18 protein-coding genes and 1 other RNA gene are annotated in these 16,426 nt (G+C 69.6%); 6 read left to right on the top strand and 13 right to left on the bottom strand.

Annotated features, from left to right (window positions below; genetic code table 11):
- Positions 1-58: 58 nt before the first annotated feature.
- The 8 genes from mraY to rnpB all read right to left on the bottom strand — a co-directional run bounded on the left by mraY (position 59) and on the right by rnpB (position 8,389).
- Entirely contained in the window at positions 59-1,144 is a 1,086-nt protein-coding gene (gene mraY / locus ACTFO6_RS15530; RefSeq protein ID WP_439935353.1) for a phospho-N-acetylmuramoyl-pentapeptide-transferase, read from the bottom strand.
- Between the two features lie 2 nt (positions 1,145-1,146).
- On the bottom strand, positions 1,147-2,526 hold the full coding sequence (locus ACTFO6_RS15525; protein ID WP_439935352.1) for a UDP-N-acetylmuramoyl-tripeptide--D-alanyl-D-alanine ligase: 1,380 nt from the start codon (positions 2,524-2,526) through the stop codon (positions 1,147-1,149).
- On the bottom strand, positions 2,523-4,082 hold the full coding sequence (locus tag ACTFO6_RS15520; RefSeq protein ID WP_439935351.1) for a UDP-N-acetylmuramoyl-L-alanyl-D-glutamate--2,6-diaminopimelate ligase: 1,560 nt from the start codon (positions 4,080-4,082) through the stop codon (positions 2,523-2,525). Before ACTFO6_RS15520 ends, ACTFO6_RS15525 begins: the two co-directional genes overlap by 4 nt.
- The gene (locus ACTFO6_RS15515) at positions 4,079-5,815 is read right to left on the bottom strand and encodes a peptidoglycan D,D-transpeptidase FtsI family protein (RefSeq protein ID WP_439935350.1); all 1,737 of its coding nucleotides are present in this window, start codon (positions 5,813-5,815) and stop codon (positions 4,079-4,081) included. The genes ACTFO6_RS15520 and ACTFO6_RS15515 overlap by 4 nt, the downstream gene beginning before the upstream one ends.
- Complete coding sequence (ftsL, locus tag ACTFO6_RS15510; RefSeq protein ID WP_439935349.1) at positions 5,812-6,099, bottom strand: cell division protein FtsL; 288 nt, start codon at positions 6,097-6,099, stop codon at positions 5,812-5,814. The genes ACTFO6_RS15515 and ftsL overlap by 4 nt, the downstream gene beginning before the upstream one ends.
- Positions 6,100-6,196: 97 nt before the next feature.
- Positions 6,197-7,126: a 16S rRNA (cytosine(1402)-N(4))-methyltransferase RsmH gene (gene rsmH / locus ACTFO6_RS15505; RefSeq protein ID WP_439935348.1), complete on the bottom strand. Its 930-nt coding sequence runs from the start codon at positions 7,124-7,126 to the stop codon at positions 6,197-6,199.
- On the bottom strand, positions 7,123-7,569 hold the full coding sequence (gene mraZ, locus ACTFO6_RS15500) for a division/cell wall cluster transcriptional repressor MraZ (protein ID WP_439935347.1): 447 nt from the start codon (positions 7,567-7,569) through the stop codon (positions 7,123-7,125). Before mraZ ends, rsmH begins: the two co-directional genes overlap by 4 nt.
- Before the next feature lie 252 nt (positions 7,570-7,821).
- Positions 7,822-8,389: RNase P RNA component class A (rnpB, locus tag ACTFO6_RS15495), an RNA gene on the bottom strand.
- A 120-nt stretch (positions 8,390-8,509) separates the two neighbouring features.
- Here rnpB and ACTFO6_RS15490 point away from each other — a divergent pair.
- Positions 8,510-9,022 carry a DUF1269 domain-containing protein gene (locus ACTFO6_RS15490; RefSeq protein WP_439935346.1) on the top strand — a complete coding sequence of 171 codons (513 nt, stop codon included), beginning with the start codon at positions 8,510-8,512 and terminating at the stop codon, positions 9,020-9,022.
- 44 nt (positions 9,023-9,066) lie between these two features.
- Here the strand turns inward: ACTFO6_RS15490 and pyrC are convergent, their stop codons facing one another.
- Together pyrC and rsmI are read right to left on the bottom strand one after the other, a co-directional pair.
- A complete protein-coding gene (gene pyrC / locus ACTFO6_RS15485) occupies positions 9,067-10,107 on the bottom strand; it encodes a dihydroorotase (protein WP_439935345.1) in 1,041 nt (346 codons plus the stop codon).
- Between the two features lie 70 nt (positions 10,108-10,177).
- Positions 10,178-11,050 carry a 16S rRNA (cytidine(1402)-2'-O)-methyltransferase gene (rsmI, locus tag ACTFO6_RS15480; RefSeq protein ID WP_439935344.1) on the bottom strand — a complete coding sequence of 291 codons (873 nt, stop codon included), beginning with the start codon at positions 11,048-11,050 and terminating at the stop codon, positions 10,178-10,180.
- Between rsmI and ACTFO6_RS15475 the strand changes: the two genes are divergently transcribed.
- The 5 genes from ACTFO6_RS15475 (at position 11,045) to rfaE2 (ending at position 14,286) form a co-directional block, all read left to right on the top strand.
- Positions 11,045-12,196: a penicillin-binding protein activator gene (locus tag ACTFO6_RS15475; RefSeq protein WP_439935343.1), complete on the top strand. Its 1,152-nt coding sequence runs from the start codon at positions 11,045-11,047 to the stop codon at positions 12,194-12,196. The genes rsmI and ACTFO6_RS15475 overlap by 6 nt on opposite strands.
- Complete coding sequence (locus tag ACTFO6_RS15470; protein WP_439935342.1) at positions 12,193-12,537, top strand: YraN family protein; 345 nt, start codon at positions 12,193-12,195, stop codon at positions 12,535-12,537. Before ACTFO6_RS15475 ends, ACTFO6_RS15470 begins: the two co-directional genes overlap by 4 nt.
- A gap of 69 nt (positions 12,538-12,606) precedes the next feature.
- The gene (locus tag ACTFO6_RS15465) at positions 12,607-13,197 is read left to right on the top strand and encodes a phosphoheptose isomerase (RefSeq protein WP_439935341.1); all 591 of its coding nucleotides are present in this window, start codon (positions 12,607-12,609) and stop codon (positions 13,195-13,197) included.
- A gap of 3 nt (positions 13,198-13,200) precedes the next feature.
- Positions 13,201-13,767, top strand: coding sequence for a BON domain-containing protein (locus ACTFO6_RS15460; protein ID WP_439935340.1), 567 nt, complete (start codon positions 13,201-13,203; stop codon positions 13,765-13,767).
- Positions 13,768-13,794: 27 nt separating this feature from the next.
- On the top strand, positions 13,795-14,286 hold the full coding sequence (rfaE2, locus tag ACTFO6_RS15455) for a D-glycero-beta-D-manno-heptose 1-phosphate adenylyltransferase (RefSeq protein ID WP_439935339.1): 492 nt from the start codon (positions 13,795-13,797) through the stop codon (positions 14,284-14,286).
- Between the two features lie 84 nt (positions 14,287-14,370).
- Here the strand turns inward: rfaE2 and ACTFO6_RS15450 are convergent, their stop codons facing one another.
- Genes ACTFO6_RS15450 through ACTFO6_RS15440 form a run of 3 tightly spaced genes read right to left on the bottom strand, consistent with a single transcriptional unit; the run spans position 14,371 to position 16,243 of the window.
- Positions 14,371-14,517 carry a hypothetical protein gene (locus ACTFO6_RS15450; protein WP_439935338.1) on the bottom strand — a complete coding sequence of 49 codons (147 nt, stop codon included), beginning with the start codon at positions 14,515-14,517 and terminating at the stop codon, positions 14,371-14,373.
- A complete protein-coding gene (locus ACTFO6_RS15445; protein WP_439935337.1) occupies positions 14,514-15,251 on the bottom strand; it encodes a type III pantothenate kinase in 738 nt (245 codons plus the stop codon). Before ACTFO6_RS15445 ends, ACTFO6_RS15450 begins: the two co-directional genes overlap by 4 nt.
- Positions 15,248-16,243 (bottom strand): biotin--[acetyl-CoA-carboxylase] ligase, encoded by a 996-nt coding sequence (locus ACTFO6_RS15440; RefSeq protein WP_439935336.1) that lies wholly within the window; start codon positions 16,241-16,243, stop codon positions 15,248-15,250. Before ACTFO6_RS15440 ends, ACTFO6_RS15445 begins: the two co-directional genes overlap by 4 nt.
- Between the last annotated feature and the right edge of the window lie 183 nt (positions 16,244-16,426).

Raw genomic sequence — 16,426 nt, 5'->3', positions numbered from 1 at the left:
TCGGCTCCCCTCACGTGAGCCTCCCCCGAACCTGCCCGCTCGTGCGCTTCTCCCACGTTCACCTCAGCTTCAAGGTGGACAACCCAAAGAGCACTAGCATCATCGTGATGATCCAGAAGCGCACGACCACCTGGTTCTCCTTCCAACCCTTGAGCTCGTAGTGGTGGTGCAGGGGCGCCATGCGGAAGATGCGTTTTCCGGTGAGCTTGTAGGAGGCCACCTGCAGCATCACCGACAGGGTCTCCACCACGAACACCCCGCCCATGATGAACAGCACGATTTCCTGGCGCACGATCACCGCGATCACCCCCAGCGCCGCGCCCAGGGCGAGCGCCCCCACGTCGCCCATGAACACCTCGGCCGGGTAGGCGTTGAACCACAGGAACGCGAGCCCCGCGCCCCCCAGCGCCCCGCAGAACACCGCCAGTTCCCCGGCCCCCGGAATGTAGGGGACGCCCAGGTAACGGGAGAACACCGAGTGGCCGGCCACGTAGGCGAAGATGGCCAGCGCCCCGCCGATCATCACCGTGGGCATGATGGCCAGCCCGTCCAGGCCGTCGGTCAGGTTCACCGCGTTGCTCGTGCCGACGATCACGAAATAGGCGAGGATCACGAACCCCACCGTGCCCAGGGGAATCGCCACCTCCTTGAAGAAGGGGACGATCAGCTCGGTCTGAGCCGGCAGGGTGGCCGAATAGGCGAGATAGAGCGCCACCGCCAGGGCGACCGTGGACTGCCAGAAATATTTCGCCCGGGCCGAAAGGCCCTTGGGGTTGCGGTGCACTACCTTGCGGTAGTCGTCCACCCAGCCGATCAGGCCGAAGCCCAGGGTGGCGAGGAGCACCGCCCAGACGTAGCGGTTGGTGAGGTCCGCCCACAGCAGGGTGGTGACCGCGATGGACACCAGGATCAGCGCGCCCCCCATGGTGGGCGTGCCGGCCTTGGCGAGGTGGGTCTGGGGGCCGTCGTCCCGCACCGCCTGGCCGATCTTGTAGGCGGTGAGCTTACGGATCATGGCCGGGCCGACGATGAAGGAGATGATGAGGGCGGTGAGGGCCGCCAGCACCGTGCGCAGGGTGATGTAGCTGAACACGTTGAACGCCCGGACCTCCTGGGCGAGCCACTGAGTGAGGAGGAGGAGCATGTCTACCTCCCGCCCGTCCCGGCGTCGGCGCTTAAGCCCTGCACCACCCGCTCCATGCGCATGAAGCGCGACCCCTTGACCAGCACCGTGACGCCGGGGGCGAGCCGGTTCTCCACTTCCGCGAGCAGCTCTTCGATGCGCTCGAAGTGCCGGGCGCCGGGGCCGTAGGCCTGCACCGCATGCCGGGTGAGCTCTCCCAAGGCATACAGCCCTTCGATGCGGGCCTTCCGGGCGGCACGGCCGATCTCCTCGTGCAGCGGCACCGCGCTCTGGCCCAGCTCCCCCATGTCCCCCAGCACCAGGAGCCGGGTGCCGGGGGCGGCCGAAAGCACCGCCAGGGCCGCCTTCACCGAATCCGGGTTGGCGTTGTAGGTGTCGTCGATCAAGGTGGCCCCGTGGATGGCGGGAAGGCGCTTGAGCCTCCCCGGGATGCCGTGGAAGCGGGCGAGGCCCCGCCCGATGACCTCGGGGGGCACCTCCAGGGCGACCGCCGCGGCGGCGGCAGCCAAGGCGTTGCGCGCGTTGTGCAAGCCCGGCACCGCCAGCCGGGTCCGGACGCGCCCGCTCGGGAGCCTGAGCTTCAGTTCGATCGCCTCCGGTTGCAGCGCCACTTCGGCGCTCACCGCCGCGGGATGGTCCAGCCCAAAATCGATGATCCGGTGCCGGCCGGCCAGCGCCCGCCACAGCTCTGCATGGGGATCGTCGGCGTTGATCACGGCGACGCCCCCGGCCCGCAAGCCCTGGAAGATTTCCCCTTTCGCCCGGGCCACCGCCTCCACCGACCCCAATCCTTCCAGGTGGGCGCGCCCGGCGTTGTTCACCAAGGCGACCGTGGGCTCGGCGAGCTGGGTGAGGTAGGCGATCTCCCCGGGATGGTTCATGCCCATCTCCACCACCCCGTAGCGGTGCCCTTCCCGCAGCCGCAGCAGGGTGAGGGGGACGCCCACGTCGTTGTTCAGGTTGCCCCGGGTGGCCAGCACCGCCTCGGCGGACGAAGCCGCCTCGGCCAGCACCGCGGCCAGCATCTCCTTGACCGTGGTCTTGCCGTTGCTGCCGGTCAGGGCCACCAGGGGAATGGAAAACCGCTTCCGCCAGGCGCGGGCCAGCCGTCCCAGGGCGAGGCGAGTATCCTGCACCACCAGGAGCGGCAGGGGCGCCGCCCCGGCGCCCTCCGTCCAGGCCTGCTCCACCAGGGCCGCCGCGGCGCCCCGCTCGGCGGCGGCGACAACGAAGGCGTGGCCGTCGAAGCGCGGCCCCCGCAGGGCGACGAAAAGCTCACCCGGAGCCACGGTGCGGCTGTCGGCGGAAACGCCGGTGAAGGGCACGTCGGCCCCTTTGAGGGCGCCGTCGACAGCCCGAGCCGCCTGCTGGAGATCCATCATGGCTTCCCGCCTCTCCATGCCGCCAGGGCCCGCCCCGCCACTTCCGCGTCGCTGAACGGCCGCCGCTCGCCTCCCACCTCCTGGTACTGCTCGTGGCCCTTGCCGGCGATCAGCACCACGTCCCCGGGACGGGCCCGCCCGACCGCCTCGAAGATGGCGCCGGCCCGGTCCTCGATCACCCGATGGTTCGCCCCGGCCCCGCCCACGATGTCGGCGATGATCTGGCTCGGAGGTTCGCCCCGGGGGTTGTCGCTGGTCACGATGACCTCGTCGGCGTAGCGAGTGGCCACGGCGCCCATCAGGGGCCGCTTGCCCCGGTCTCGCTCGCCGCCGCAGCCGAACACGCAGATGAGCCGCCCGGCGGGCCGGGCCATCATGTCCCGCAACGCGGCGAGCACCTTGGCCAGGGCGTCGGGGGTGTGGGCGTAGTCGATCACCACCAGGGGCCGATCGCCTCCTCCCAACTGCTGCAGCCGCCCGGGGGCCGGGCGCACCGTCCCGAGGGCGGACAAGGCTTGAGGAAGCGCTATCCCACTGGTGATGAGGGTGGCGGCCACCGCCAGAAGGTTTTCCGCGTTGAAGCGCCCGAGCAGAGGGCTCTCCAGCACGCCGGCACCGGAAGGGGCGCCTGTCTGCCTGCTAGGCAGGCGCACCTCGAGCCGGATCCCTCGCTCAGAAAGTTCCAGCAGATGGCCTCGCACCATGGGCACCCCCAGGCGATCGGCGCTCCAGGCGCCATCGTCGGTCAAGCCGTAGCCCAGCACCGGAACCTCCCCGCCCCGCAGCTCTTCGGCGATGTGGCCGCCGAAGGGGTCGTCCAGGTTGAGCACGGCCCGCTTCAAGCCCGGCCATTGGAACAGGCGCAGCTTCGCCCGGGCGTAGGCCTCCATGGTGCCGTGGTAGTCCAGGTGGTCCCGGGACAGGTTAGTGAACAGGGCGACGGAGAACTCGACCCCGTTCACCCGTTCCTGGACCAGGGCGTGGGAGGAGACCTCCATGGCCACGGCCTGGGCGCCCGAGTCCCGGAACCGGGCCAGGAGCCGCTGCACGGCGACGGGATCGGGGGTGGTGGTGGCCGCCGGCTCCAGCGCCCCGGGAAAACCGCTGCCCAGGGTGCCGATGACCGCCGCCGGGCGCCCGGCCGCCGCCAACGCCTGGGCGATCCAGTGGGTGCAGGACGTCTTGCCGTTGGTCCCGGTCACCCCGATCACCGAGAGCACCCGGGACGGATGACCGTAGACGTGGGCCGCGAGCCAACCCGCCATGCCCCGCAAGCCGTGCACACCCCGGTTGGGAACCCGCCACGCCGGGTCCCAGCGGAAACCCTCCCTTTCCCACAACACCGCCGCCGCGCCCCGGGCGATCGCCTGGGGGATGTAATGGCGACCGTCCTGGCGCTCGCCGGGATAGGCGAGAAACGTGTCCCCCGGCTCGAGAGCCCGGCTGTCGATGCACACGCTCTTCACTTCCACGCCGAGACCCTGCAGGGCTTCCTGCACGGGCGCCGGAAGCCCCGCGAGACCGCGATCATCGGCGCTGAGCCGGGCGCAGTTCACACTTCCTCCCGCACGAGGACCAGCTCCTCCGGGGCGAGCAGCCCTGGATCCATGGGGGCGTCGGGCGGCACGTCCAGCATCCGCAGGGCCCCCTCCACCACCCGGGCGAAGATCGGGGCGGCCACCACCCCGCCGTAATATCCCCCCGCCCGGGGCTCGTCCACCATCACCGCCACCACCAGCCGGGGGCGGCTCGCCGGGGCGAAACCCACGAACGAGGACACGTAGAGGTCGGGAGCGTAGCGGCCGTCCACCAGCTTGTGGGCGGTGCCGGTTTTCCCCGCCACCCGGTAGCCCAGCACCCGGGCGGACGGCGCCGTGCCGCCGGGCTGGACCGCCAGCTCCAGCATGTCCCGCACGGCCCGGGCCACCTGGGGCGAAAACACCCGCTCCCCGGCCGCCGGCGCCTCCGCCTTGAGGAAGGAGACGGGCAGGAGCCTGCCGTCGGTGGCAAACACCGTATAGGCGCGGGCGAGCTGCAGGAGGCTCACCGAGATGCCGTGGCCGTAGGATAGGGTGGCCTGCTCGATGGGGCGCCAGCTCTGGTAAGGGCGCAGCCGGCCGCTCACTTCTCCCGGGAAACCCGATCCCGAAGGGGTGCCGAAACCCACCCGTTCCAGGGTGCTCCACAATTCCTTGGCCGGCAACGCCAGCGCCATCTTGGCCGCGCCCACGTTGCTCGACTTCTGCACCACCTCGGCGACGGTGAGAATGCCGTGGGGGTGGGCGTCCCGCACCGTGGCCGGGCCGATGGTGAGGGATCCGGGCCGGGTATCGATGGGGGTCGCACTCCGGTAGCGGCCGGAGGCGAGGGCCGCCGCCACGGTGAAGGGCTTGAGCGTCGAGCCCGGCTCGAAGGCGTCAGTCACCGCCCGGTTGCGCACCCGGGAAGGCTTGGCCTGGGCCCGGTCGTTGGGGTTGTAGCTGGGCACGTTGGCCAGGGCCAGCACCTCGCCGGTCACACCGTCCAGCACCACGATCCCGCCGGCCCGGGCCCGATGCTTCTCCACCGCCTGCTTGAGCTCCCGGTACGCCAGGTACTGGATACGCCGGTCCACCGAGAGGGTGAGATCCTGCCCCGGCTTTGGCTCCCGCAGGCTCCGCACGTCCTCCACCACCCGGCCCAGCCGGTCCTTGATCACCCGCCGGCTGCCGGGCACGCCCTTGAGCAGATCCTGGTAGGCCAGCTCGATCCCCTCCTGGCCGTCGTCGTCCACGTTGGTGAAGCCGATCAGATGGGCCGCGGCCTCCCCGGACGGGTAGTAGCGGCGGTACTCCCGCTGCAGGAAAACCCCTTCGATCTGGAGCGCGGCCACCCGAGCGGCGGCCTCCGGAGAGAGATGTCGCTTCAAGTACACGAACCCCCGGTCCGGGTTTTCCCGGATCCGGGCGAGCAGCGCCCGGGGATCCATCTCCAGGATGGCGGCCAGCTTGCCCAGGACGCTCCCCTCCTGGGGCACATCCTCCGGGCTTGCCCAGACCGATTCCACCGGCGTGCTCACCGCCAGGGGCTCCCCGTGGCGATCCAGGATCCGGCCCCGGTGGGCGCTCACCTCCACCACCCGCAGGAAGCGCGCCTCCCCCTTTTGCTGCAGGAAGTCCGTCTTCACCGCCTGGAGGTAGGCGGCCCGCCCGGCGAGCCCGGCGAAGGCGGCGAGAAACAGCATGAGCACCAGGCTGGCCCGCCAGCGCGGCAGCCGCAGCCCGTACCCGGTCAGGTTCTCCGGGGTCATCGCCTCTCCTCGGCCGCCCCGGGGGCAAGGCGCAGGACCCGCACCCGGGAAGGCGGCGGCGGCTGCATGCCCAGGCTCTTGGCGGCCAGCCGCTCGATGCGGGCATGGGTCGCCCAAGTGCTCTGCTCGAGCTGGAGCTGGCCCCATTCCTCGTCCAGGCGCTTAGCTTCCCGCCGTTCCTTCTCCAGCTCCGCAAACAGCTTGCGCGCCTTGTGTTGCCCGGTCACAACACCCAGCGCGCAGGCCAAGAGAACCGCGAACAGGATGAGATTCAAGCGGGTCAAGGCGAGCCCCCGGCCGACTCGAACGAAGCTGGGCTCGTAGGGCGCGTCGTTCCCATGTTGGAGATCCTTCGCGGCATGGAATTCGAAGGCAGGAGGGTCATCCCAGGCGCTCGGCGGTCCGCAGGATCGCGCTGCGGGCGCGGGGGTTGGCCGCCACTTCCGCCGGGCTCGGTCGCACTGGCCGACCGACGATGCGCGCCCGGGGGGCGGGCAGCTCGTCGGCGCGCAGGGGCAGCCGCGCCGGGATCCCGCCGGGGCGCGCGACGGTCTGCAGGAAGCGCTTGACGATCCGGTCTTCGAGGGAATGGAAGCTGATCACCACCAACCGTCCTCCGGGATTGAGGAGCTCGAGGGCCTGCTCCAGTGCTAACGGCAGCTCCTCAAGCTCCTGATTGATGAAAATCCGTAAAGCCTGAAAAGTCCGCGTCGCGGGGTCCTGACCGGGCTCCCGCGTCCGGACAGCCTGGGCCACGATGGCCGCGAGCTCCCGGGTCGTCGCGATGGGCCTGCGTGCTCGAGCCGCAACAATCGCTCTTGCAATCTGTTTAGCAAACCGTTCTTCGCCATAGCGCTTCACCACCTCCCCGATTTCTCGTTCCGTTGCCCGGGCGAGCCACTGCCCCGCGCTCATGCCTTCCCCTGGATCCATGCGCATGTCCAGGGGTCCCTCCAGCCGGAAGCTGAATCCCCGGGCCGCGTCTTCCAGCTGGGGCGAAGAGACCCCCAAGTCGAAGAGCACCCCATCCACCCGCTCCACCCCCAGCGCCCGCGCCGCTTCCGCGAGGCGCGAGAACCGGCTGTGGACCGCTTCCAGCCGGGGATCCGGGAAGGCCTTCGCGGCCCGCACCGCCTCGGGGTCCCGGTCCAGGGCGATCAGGCGCCCTTCGGATCCCAGGCGGGCGAGGATGGCCCTGCTGTGCCCCCCGCGGCCGAAGGTGGCGTCCACGTAGACGCCCGCCGGCCGGATGCGTAACGCCTCCATCGCCTCGTCCACCAGGACGGGGCGATGGACCGGGGCCTCGCTCACAGGGAGAATCCATCCAGCTCCGGCGGAATCCCGCCGTCCTTGAAAGCCAGCGCCTCCTCCATCAACCGATCCCACTGCTGGGCGTCCCACAGCTCGAATTTGTTCCCCTGGCCCACTAGCACCACGTTCTTGTCCAGACCGGCGAATTGGCGCAGCGGCGGTGGTACGAGGAAACGGCCAGCCGAGTCCAACTCGGCGTCGTTGGCGTTACCCACGAGCAGGCGCTGCAGCGTGCGCGTCTTGGGGTTGAAGCTGGACAGGCCGTTCAGCTTGCGCTCGATGGGCTCCCACTCGGGAAGGGGATAGATCAGAAGACAGCGGCTCGGATCCGCGGTGATGACCAGCTTGCCGTCGCACTGGGCGAGCAGGCTCTCCCGGTAACGGGCGGGCATGGCGAGCCTCCCTTTGCCGTCCAGGCTGAGCTGGGCAACCCCGCGGAACATGACATCCCCTTTGCGCCATGGCGAAATCTCCCACTTTTTCCCAGATTCCGCCACTTTCTCCCACTTCTCCGCACTATAGGAGAAAAAAGATACCCGGTCAAGCGCAAGACCCTGGGTTTCTGTTTTTTCGACAAACACTTAAAGCTGCGCCGGGGATGCCCGCACGACGGGGATTTCCTTGCCATTTGAAGCGGATAGAAAGGATCCGGGGGGGCGGCCGATGCTTAGGGCATCGCGGGCGAAAGAAAGGAAAGGAGAAGCTGGCCGATAAGCCGGGTTCTGTCAGGGAGGGATTCCTCCCTGGGCAGCCATTCCTCTAGGCGCCGGGTTGCCCCGACGCTCTAGCGGCCTACCCGGGAACGACAGCGCGGGCCACGCTCGAGTCCCCCTATTTGGCCTTGCTCCGGATGGGGTTTGCCGTGCCGTCCGTGTTACCACGGACGCGGTGGGCTCTTACCCGCGGCCGGCTCGCGCCGGCCGCCGCGCCTCGTCGAGACGACGCGCACCGTTTCACCCTTGCCGGCGTGGATCGGTTCACGCTTGGGCGGTTTGTTCTCTGTTGCACTCCGGCCTGAACGAAGCCTGCCGGCCCGAAGGCGCTTCAAGGCGCCTCCTCCACCGACCTTCGGGGTCAAAGGGCTGCTCCAGCCTTTTCCCCACGTCCACCCACAGGCTCGTCTGCGCCGAAGTATCGCGAGGGTCGCGACACTTTCCATGGCCTCACGGCCTCCGGCCATTAGCCGGCATCCTGCCCTATGGAGCCCGGACTTTCCTCTCCCCGGGGATGGAACCCCCAGGCAGCGGCTGCCTGGCCAGCTTCCCATGAAATGATACCACCGAATTCTTGACTAATTGAGTAGGCTTAACTAGCCAAGAAGTAGGAACGGCGCGCCCGTTGGGCGCGCCCCGATCGTTGGAACACGGTCCAAGGAGGCAACCGATGAGACGACGGCTCTATTTCGTGCTGCCGGACGTGGCATCCGCCCGCAAGATGCTGGACGATCTGCTCCTTGCCAGGATCGAAGAGCGCCATATCCGTTTCCTTGCCAAGCGGGGCACCCTTCCGCCCGATTTGCCCGAGGCGACGGTATTCCAGAAAACCGACCTGGTGCACGGCGCCGAGCTTGGCATGGCCATCGGTGGCGTGGCGGGGGTGCTCGGGGGCCTAGTGGTGGTCTTCTTCCCGCCCGAAGGCGTGTCCCTGCAGCTCGTGACCATCCTGGTGACGGCCCTGCTCGGCGCCCTTTTCGGCGCCTGGGTGGCGAGCCTGGCCGCCTCGGCGGTGCCCAACTCCCGCTTGAAGCCCTTCGAAAAGGACATCGAAGCGGGCAAGGTCCTGATGATCGTGGACGTGCCCTTCCGCCGCACCCACGAGATCATGGAGCTGGTCCATCGCACCCATCCCGAGGCGAGCGACCACGGAGTCGAGCCCACCTTCCCCGCCTTCCCGTAATTCGAAGAAACCCGGGCCTGCCCATTGGCAGGCCCGAAGCCGGCTCAATCGGCGATGCGCCAGGCGATCCGCTCGCCGGCCCGCAAGGGAATGACCGCATCATCGCCCAGGGGGTAAGCCTCGGGCACGCTCCAGGGCTCCCGCACCAGGGTGAGGGTGCTCGGGTTTCTGGGCAGCCCATAGAACGCGGGCCCGTGGAAACTGGCGAAGGCTTCTAGCCTCTCCAGCGCCCCCGCCGCCTCGAACGCCTCCGCGTAAAGCTCCAGGGCGGCGTGGGCCGTGTAGATCCCGGCGCAGCCGCACGCCGCCTCCTTGGCCCGGCGGGAATGGGGGGCGCTGTCCGTGCCGAGAAAGAACTTGGGCTCCCCGCTCACGGCCGCGGCGATGAGCGCCTGCCGGTGGCGTTCGCGCTTGAGCACCGGCAAGCAATAGTGGTGGGGCCTCAATCCTCCTTCGAACAGCCGGTTGCGGTTCATGAGCAGGTGATGGGCCGTGATGGTGGCCGCCACCCGGGGGGGCGCCTGGCGCACGAAGCGCACCGCCTCCTCCGTGGTGATGTGCTCCAGCACCACCTTGAGCCGAGGATGGCGTTCCACCAGGGGCGCCAGCACCCGGTCGATGAAGACCGCCTCCCGGTCGAACACGTCCACCGCCGGGTCCGTCACTTCCCCGTGCACCAGCAGCGGCATGTTGAGGCGAGCCATCTCCTCCAGCGCTTCCTCGCAGCGGCGCACATCGCTCACCCCCGCTTCCGAGTGGGTGGTGGCGCCGGCGGGATAGAGCTTCACTGCGTACACCGCTGCGCTCTCCCGGGCCTCCCGGATGTCCGAGGCGCGGGTGGCCTCGGTGAGATAAAGCGTCATGAGGGGAGTGAAATCGACCCCCGGGGGGCACGCCGCCAGGATCCGCGCCCGGTAGGCGAGGGCCTGGGCCGCCGTGGTAACAGGGGGCTGCAGGTTGGGCATCACGATGGCGCGGGCGAAGCGGCGCACGGTATGGGGCAGCACCGCCGCGAGCGACGGCCCGTCCCGCAGATGCAGGTGCCAGTCGTCCGGGCGGGTGAGGGTCAGGCGATCCACGGGCATTCTGAAGGACAGGACGGCGCCATTATACGGCGGGCGGTCGAGCGCCGGCCGGCCACAGCGGCTGGTGCAGCTACGCCTCCCGCCCCCGCTTCATGGCCCTCGCCTGGACGTACAGGGCCTGCCGGTCACTCCCCGTCAATTTGGCCGCCACCGCGGCGGCCCGACTCAAGGGCAGCTCTTCCACCAGGGCCGCGAGAAGGCGCGCGGCGTCCAGGGGAACCGAAGGCTCCTCCCGAGGCCCGCGTCCGTGGACGATGAGGACGAACTCCCCGCGCACACGAGCCGGATCGGCCTCGAGCCAGGCCGCGAGCTCCCCCGCGGCGCCCTCGCGAAACGCCTCATGGACCTTGGTCAGCTCCTTGGCCAGGGTGATGGGGCGCTCCTGGCCCAGGACTTCCCCGATGGCCCGAAGGCTCGCCACGATGCGGTGGGGCGCCTCGTAGAACACGATGGCAAAAGGAAGCGGGGCCAGGGCGGCCAGGGCTTCCCGGCGCGCCTTGGGCCGGGCGGGAAGAAACCCGTAAAAGAGGAACGGCCCATCCGAGAGGCCGGCGGCGGAAAGGGCGCACACCGCGGCGTTCGCCCCCGGCACCGGAACGACCGGGTAACCGCTGCGGCGCGCCTGCGCCACCAGGTGCGCACCGGGATCGCTCACGGCGGGCGTGCCCGCGTCGCTCACCAGCGCCACCGAATGGCCGGCTTCGAGCAGGCTCAAGACCGTTTGCGCGGCCCGCCGCTCGTTGTGCTCGTGAAGCGCGAGCAAGCGCTTCGACAGGCCGTAATGCGCAAGCAACCGGGCGGTCACCCGCGTGTCCTCGGCGGCCACCGCCTCCACCGCGGTCAGCACGTCGAGCGCTCGAAAGCTCAGGTCGCGAAGATTTCCCACGGGGGTGGCCACCACATATAATGTGCCTTTCGCGGGCTCGGCGTCCTTCGAATGCAACGTCTGTTCCTGCTCCTTGCTGCGCTCGTCCTCGGACTATACGGCAACCCCGCCGCCCCCGCCAACGAACATCGCCCCTTCTTCGAAACGCCCTGGAACGCCCCCCGCATCCTCCAGGCCACGGCGGGCACCGACGGCGGTGGACAGGCAGGCGCTTGGGGCACGGTCGCCCACGTGGCGCTGCTGCTGCCCCTCAAGTCCGCCGACTTCGCCCCGGCGGCGGAAATGGTGCGCCTGGGCTTCCTGGTGGCGGCGGAAAGTGACAAGAAGGCGGCCTTTCCCGTGCGCGTGTATCCCACCCGAGCGGACACCGGCAGCATCCTCACCGCCTACGAAGACGCGGTCCGCAACGGCGCGGCGACGGTGGTGGGCCCCCTCACCCGGGACGGGGTCGGGACCCTCGCGGCGAGCGGCCTAGTAAGCGTGCCCACCCTGGCGCTCAACACCATCGACGCGCCCGGCGTCTCCCTGCCTCGGGAGCTTTATTTCTTCGGGCTCAACGTGGAGAGCGAGGCCCGGCAGGTGGTGCAGCTCGCCTTCACGCCGCAGCGCTCCAGGGCTTTCGTGATCAGCGCCGACACGGGGCTCGCCCGGCGCGTGCACGAGGCCTTCGTGCGGGCCTGGCTTGCCGCAGGCGGCTCGGTGGCGGGCGAGTTCTTCCCGCTTTCCGGCGGCCCCGAGGCCTGGGCTGCGCTGCGCCGCCACGCAGCCGCCCCCGACGGCATCGTCTTCCTCGCCCTGGAGCACGACAAAGCCCGGCTGATCCGCCCCTATCTGGACCCGGCCATGCCGGTTTTCGCCACGTCCCTGGTCTACGCCCGCGCCAACGACCCGGTGGGGAATTTCGACTTGAACGGCGTGCAGTTCGTGGACATGCCCTGGCTGCTCACCCCCGGGCATCCTGGGGTTATGGCCTATCCCCGGCCCAATCCCGCGGTGAGCGTGGACCTGGAGCGCCTCTACGCCTTGGGGATAGACGCCTACCGGCTGTCGCTGGAAATCGCTCGCCTGCCCGAGCCCGGCACCCTCCGCCTCACCGGGGTCTGCGGCGAGCTGCGGCTCAACGAGGAGCGCCAGTTCGAACGCCTGCTCCTGCCCGCCCAGTTCGACGGCGGCCAGGTGCGGGTGCTGCGGAGGCTGCCATGACCCTGGGCCGCGGCCGGGACGCCGAGCGCCGCGCCGCGCGCTGGCTCGAGGGCCAAGGGCTCGCCCTGGTGGAATCCAATTACCGTTGCCGCTTCGGCGAGATCGACCTCATCATGCGCGAGGGCGCGCAGCTCATCTTCGTGGAGGTGCGCATGCGCGCCCGGCCGGGCTATGGCGGAGCGGCGGCCAGCATCGACCGGCGCAAGCGCGAGAAGCTCGTGCGGGCGGCGCGCCATTACCTGTCGCGCCTCCCGCAAGCGCCGGCGTGCCGCTTCGACGCGGTGCTGATGGACGGCGAAGGAGAGCCCCAGTGGATACGGGCGGCGTTCGACGGCGAGTAAAGGAGTGCGCCTCGAGCCGCCGCCCCGCCTCCGGACGACATTCCCTTCCCTTTCTATGACTTTGCCCCCATGGACCTGATCAAGCGCATCAACGGTCACTTCACCGAGAGCGCCCGGCTCAAGCTGGAAGCGGTGCACGCGCTGGCGGCGCCCATCGCCGCCGCCGCCGAGCGCATGGCCCAGTGCCTGACCCGAGACGGCAAGATCCTCGCCTGCGGCAACGGCGGCTCGGCGGCCGACGCCCAGCACTTCTCCGCGGAGCTGCTCAACCGCTTCGAGATGGAGCGGCCGGCGCTGGCCGCGGTGGCCCTCACCACCGATTCTTCCACCCTCACCTCGATCGCCAACGATTACGCTTTCGTCGAGGTGTTCTCGAAGCAGGTGCGCGCCCTCGGGCGTGCGGGCGACATCCTGCTCGCCATCTCCACCAGCGGCAACTCGCCCAACGTGATCGAAGCGATCAAGGCCGCCCACGAGCGGAACATGGCCGTGGTGGCCCTCACCGGGCGCTCCGGGGGCAAGATGGCGGAACTTCTGCGCCCTTCCGACATCCACCTTTGCGTCCCGAGCCAGAGCACCGCCCGCATCCAGGAGGTTCACATCCTGGCGCTGCATTGCCTGTGCGACGCCATCGACTGTCTTTTACTGGGAGTGGAGTAACCGATGCATAAAAACCTCATCCTCGTCGCCCTTGTCCTGCCCCTGGTCTCGGCCTGCGCGCCGGCGGTGATCGCCACCGGCGCGGGGGTCGCCGCCTACTCGGCCGTGGACCGGCGCACCACCGGCGTGCAGGTCGAAGACCAGGCCATCGAGCTCAAGGCCGCCAACCGCATTAGCCAGAAGCTCGGCAACCGGGTGCACGTCAGCGTGACTAGCTTCAACCGCCACGTCCTGCTCACGGGGGAGGCGCCGACGGAAGAGCTGCGCCAGGAAATCGAGAACATCGTGCGCGGAGTGGAGAACGTGCGCGCGATCACCAACGAGATTGCCATCGCCAACCCGAGCTCTTTCGCCTCCCGCTCCAACGACACCTACATCACCTCCAAGGTCAAGGCCCGCTTCGTGGACAACGGCGTGTTCAATCCCCTGCATGTGAACGTCACCACCGAAAACGGGGTGGTCTATCTCATGGGGCTGGTCACCCGGAAAGAGGCGGAAAAGGCGGTGGAAATCGCCCGCACCACCGGGGGAGTGCGGAAGGTGGTCAAGGTGTTCGAATACCTGGACTGACCCGAGAAAGCGGCCGCAGGCCCCCCCATGTCCGCCGCCCCGCCCGGCTTCGAGGCCAAGATCTGCCGGCCAGACGAGCTCCCTTCCCGGCTTGCCGCCATGCCCCGCCCGCTGGTGTTCACCAACGGGTGCTTCGACCTGCTGCACCGGGGCCACGTCACCTACCTGGCCGAGGCCAAGTCCTTGGGCGCGAGCCTGCTGGTCGCCTTGAATACGGACGAGTCGGTGCGACGCCTGGGCAAGGGGGACGAGCGTCCCATCAACCCGCTGGAAGACCGTATGGCGGTGATCGCCGCCCTGGGTTGCGTGGACCTGGTGACCTGGTTCGACGAGGACACGCCCCTTGCCCTGATCCTGCGGCTCCGCCCCGAGGTCCTGGTGAAAGGGGGCGACTGGCCGGTGGAAGGCATCGTGGGGGCACGGGAAGTTTTGGGCTGGGGCGGGCGAGTGGTCTCCATCCCGTTCCACTTCCACCGCTCAACCACCGCCATCATCGACCGCATCCGCGGCCGGCGCTGACGGGCCGCAAGGCGACCGGCGCCTTCCTGACCGCCCGCGCCCTTTACCCCGAACCGGGTAAATCCCCAGGGGCCCGGGCGAGTTTCACGACACAGGAAGAATGCGGATTCTCTCCGGGTGGAGCTGTTGCTGGAGCAGTTCCGGCTCCCCTCCCCCGCCGGACGGCCCCAGCACCAGATAGCCGGCCAGCGCCAAGTTGGCGGCGAGGAGCCACCAGAACAAGGACCTCATGGGCCGGCCTCCTCCTGGGCGATGCACACCACGCCTTCCAGGACCAGGTGCTCGACGATCTCCACGGGCAGCCTCAAATGGGCGCGAACCAGCTCCCCGTCTCCGCCGGCCAGCAGGATCGAAGGCGGTGCCCCCAGGTCCTCCTCGAATCGGGCCGCCACGTGTTCCACCGCCCCCACCAGGGCAACCAGCGCCCCGCTGTAGACCGCGTTGGCCGTATTCTTCGGATACCAATCGAATCGGCCCGGCCCCCGGTCGAGGGCGGCGGAGCGCTCCGCCAGGGCTTGGCGCATGAGGGCGTGCCCCGGAACGATCATCCCGCCGCGAAAATGGCCCTCGTCGTCCAGCATGTCCACCGTCATCGCGGTGCCGGCGTTCACCACCAGGCAGGCACGTCCCCGCCGCCGCCAGGCGGCGATCACCGCGGCCCAGCGGTCCGCCCCCAGTTGTCCCGGATCGGCATAGCCGTTGCTCACCCCGCACTGGAACGGCCGCGGGAGGATCTCGATCAGCGCCGCGCCCCAGTGGTCGGCGAGCCGGCTCGCCGCCGTTCCGGTCTCGGGCCCGGCGACGTTGCAAATGGCCACCCGCTCCGGGCGCGTGAACCGTCCCGGCAGCTCGCCGAGCACCGCCGCCGCATCCGTCGTAGCTCCGGACCCCAAGGCTGCCCAGCGCCTGCCATCGTGCAGCCCCCATTTGATGCGGGTGTTGCCCGCGTCGATGGCGAGAATCAAGGGCGTCCCTCCCCATCGACCGCGGGCCGCAAGCTCACCTCCCCGGCGGCAAGCCGCCGGCGCCCTCGGCCCGTGTCCAGGATGAGCTCGCCCCCCTCTCCCACGCCCCAGACGATCCCCTCTTCGGCCCGGCCGTCCGGCATCGTCACCCGTACCGGCCGGCGGTGATACGCGTGCAGGGCCTCCCATTCGCGGCGCCGGGGCGCGAACCCTTCCGCCGCGAATCGCTCGAGGGTCGAGTTGAGCTCGATCAGCAGGGCCGCCAGCAGCCGGTTGCGATCAGGCCTGAAGCCCAGGACCGACGCCAGGCCGGCCACCGGCTGCCCGGCCCGCACCGCCAGGTCGGCGGGCACTTGCAGGTTGAGGCCGACGCCGATGACCGCCGCGGTCGGCCCCAGAGCGTCCCCCTGCACTTCGATCAGGATGCCGGCCAGCTTCCTGCCGCGATGCAAGAGGTCGTTCGGCCACTTGAGCTCGATCCCCCGGGCGCCCTGTCCCTCCAAGGCCAGGGCGATGGCCAGCCCCACCGCCAGACTCAAGCCTCCGAGCGCACCGGCGCCGCGCTCGAACCGCCACAGCAAGGAGAAAGCGAGAGAGCCCCCCAGCACCCCGTACCAGGGGCGCCCCGCCCGTCCCCGTCCAGCCGTCTGCACCTCGGCGGCAAGGGTCAAGCCGTGGGGCGCTCCCAGAGCCGCCCGGGCAAGCAGCTCGGTGTTGGTGGAAGCCACGCAATCGAGCACCTGCAGCGTAAGCGGCACGCCGGCCTCAGCCAGCAGGCGTTCGATGATCTCCTCGTCGAGCCATTGGATCGGCTCGGCCAACTGATATCCGTGCCCCGGCACTCGATGGACCTGGATCCCCAGTACGTCCATGTCCCGCAGGGCGTTCCACACCGTGCCGCGGGAGACGCCCAGCTCGCGGGCGATGGCTTCACCGGAATGAAAGCGCCCGTCCGCCATCAGGCGCAACACGGGCAAGCTCAGGGGCTTCATGATCCCCAACCGTTGCTCCCCCGGCACTTCGGCATCATCTCAGGGCGTCTTCGTGAAATATCCGGGCTTAAGCTTAGGGAGGGAGGGCAAGACGTGTAAAGCCGCAGCCCCGGCTCAAAATGCCGAAGGCCCCGTGAGGGGCCTTCGGCGCTTTGTGGGGGTGCCTGGCGGTGACCTACTTTC

The organism is Pelomicrobium sp. G1 (assembly GCF_051905455.1).
Lineage (GTDB): Bacteria > Pseudomonadota > Gammaproteobacteria > Burkholderiales > UBA6910 > Pelomicrobium.
Note: the sequence above shows the minus strand (reverse complement) of the source record. Positions and strands in the feature narration are given on the sequence as shown.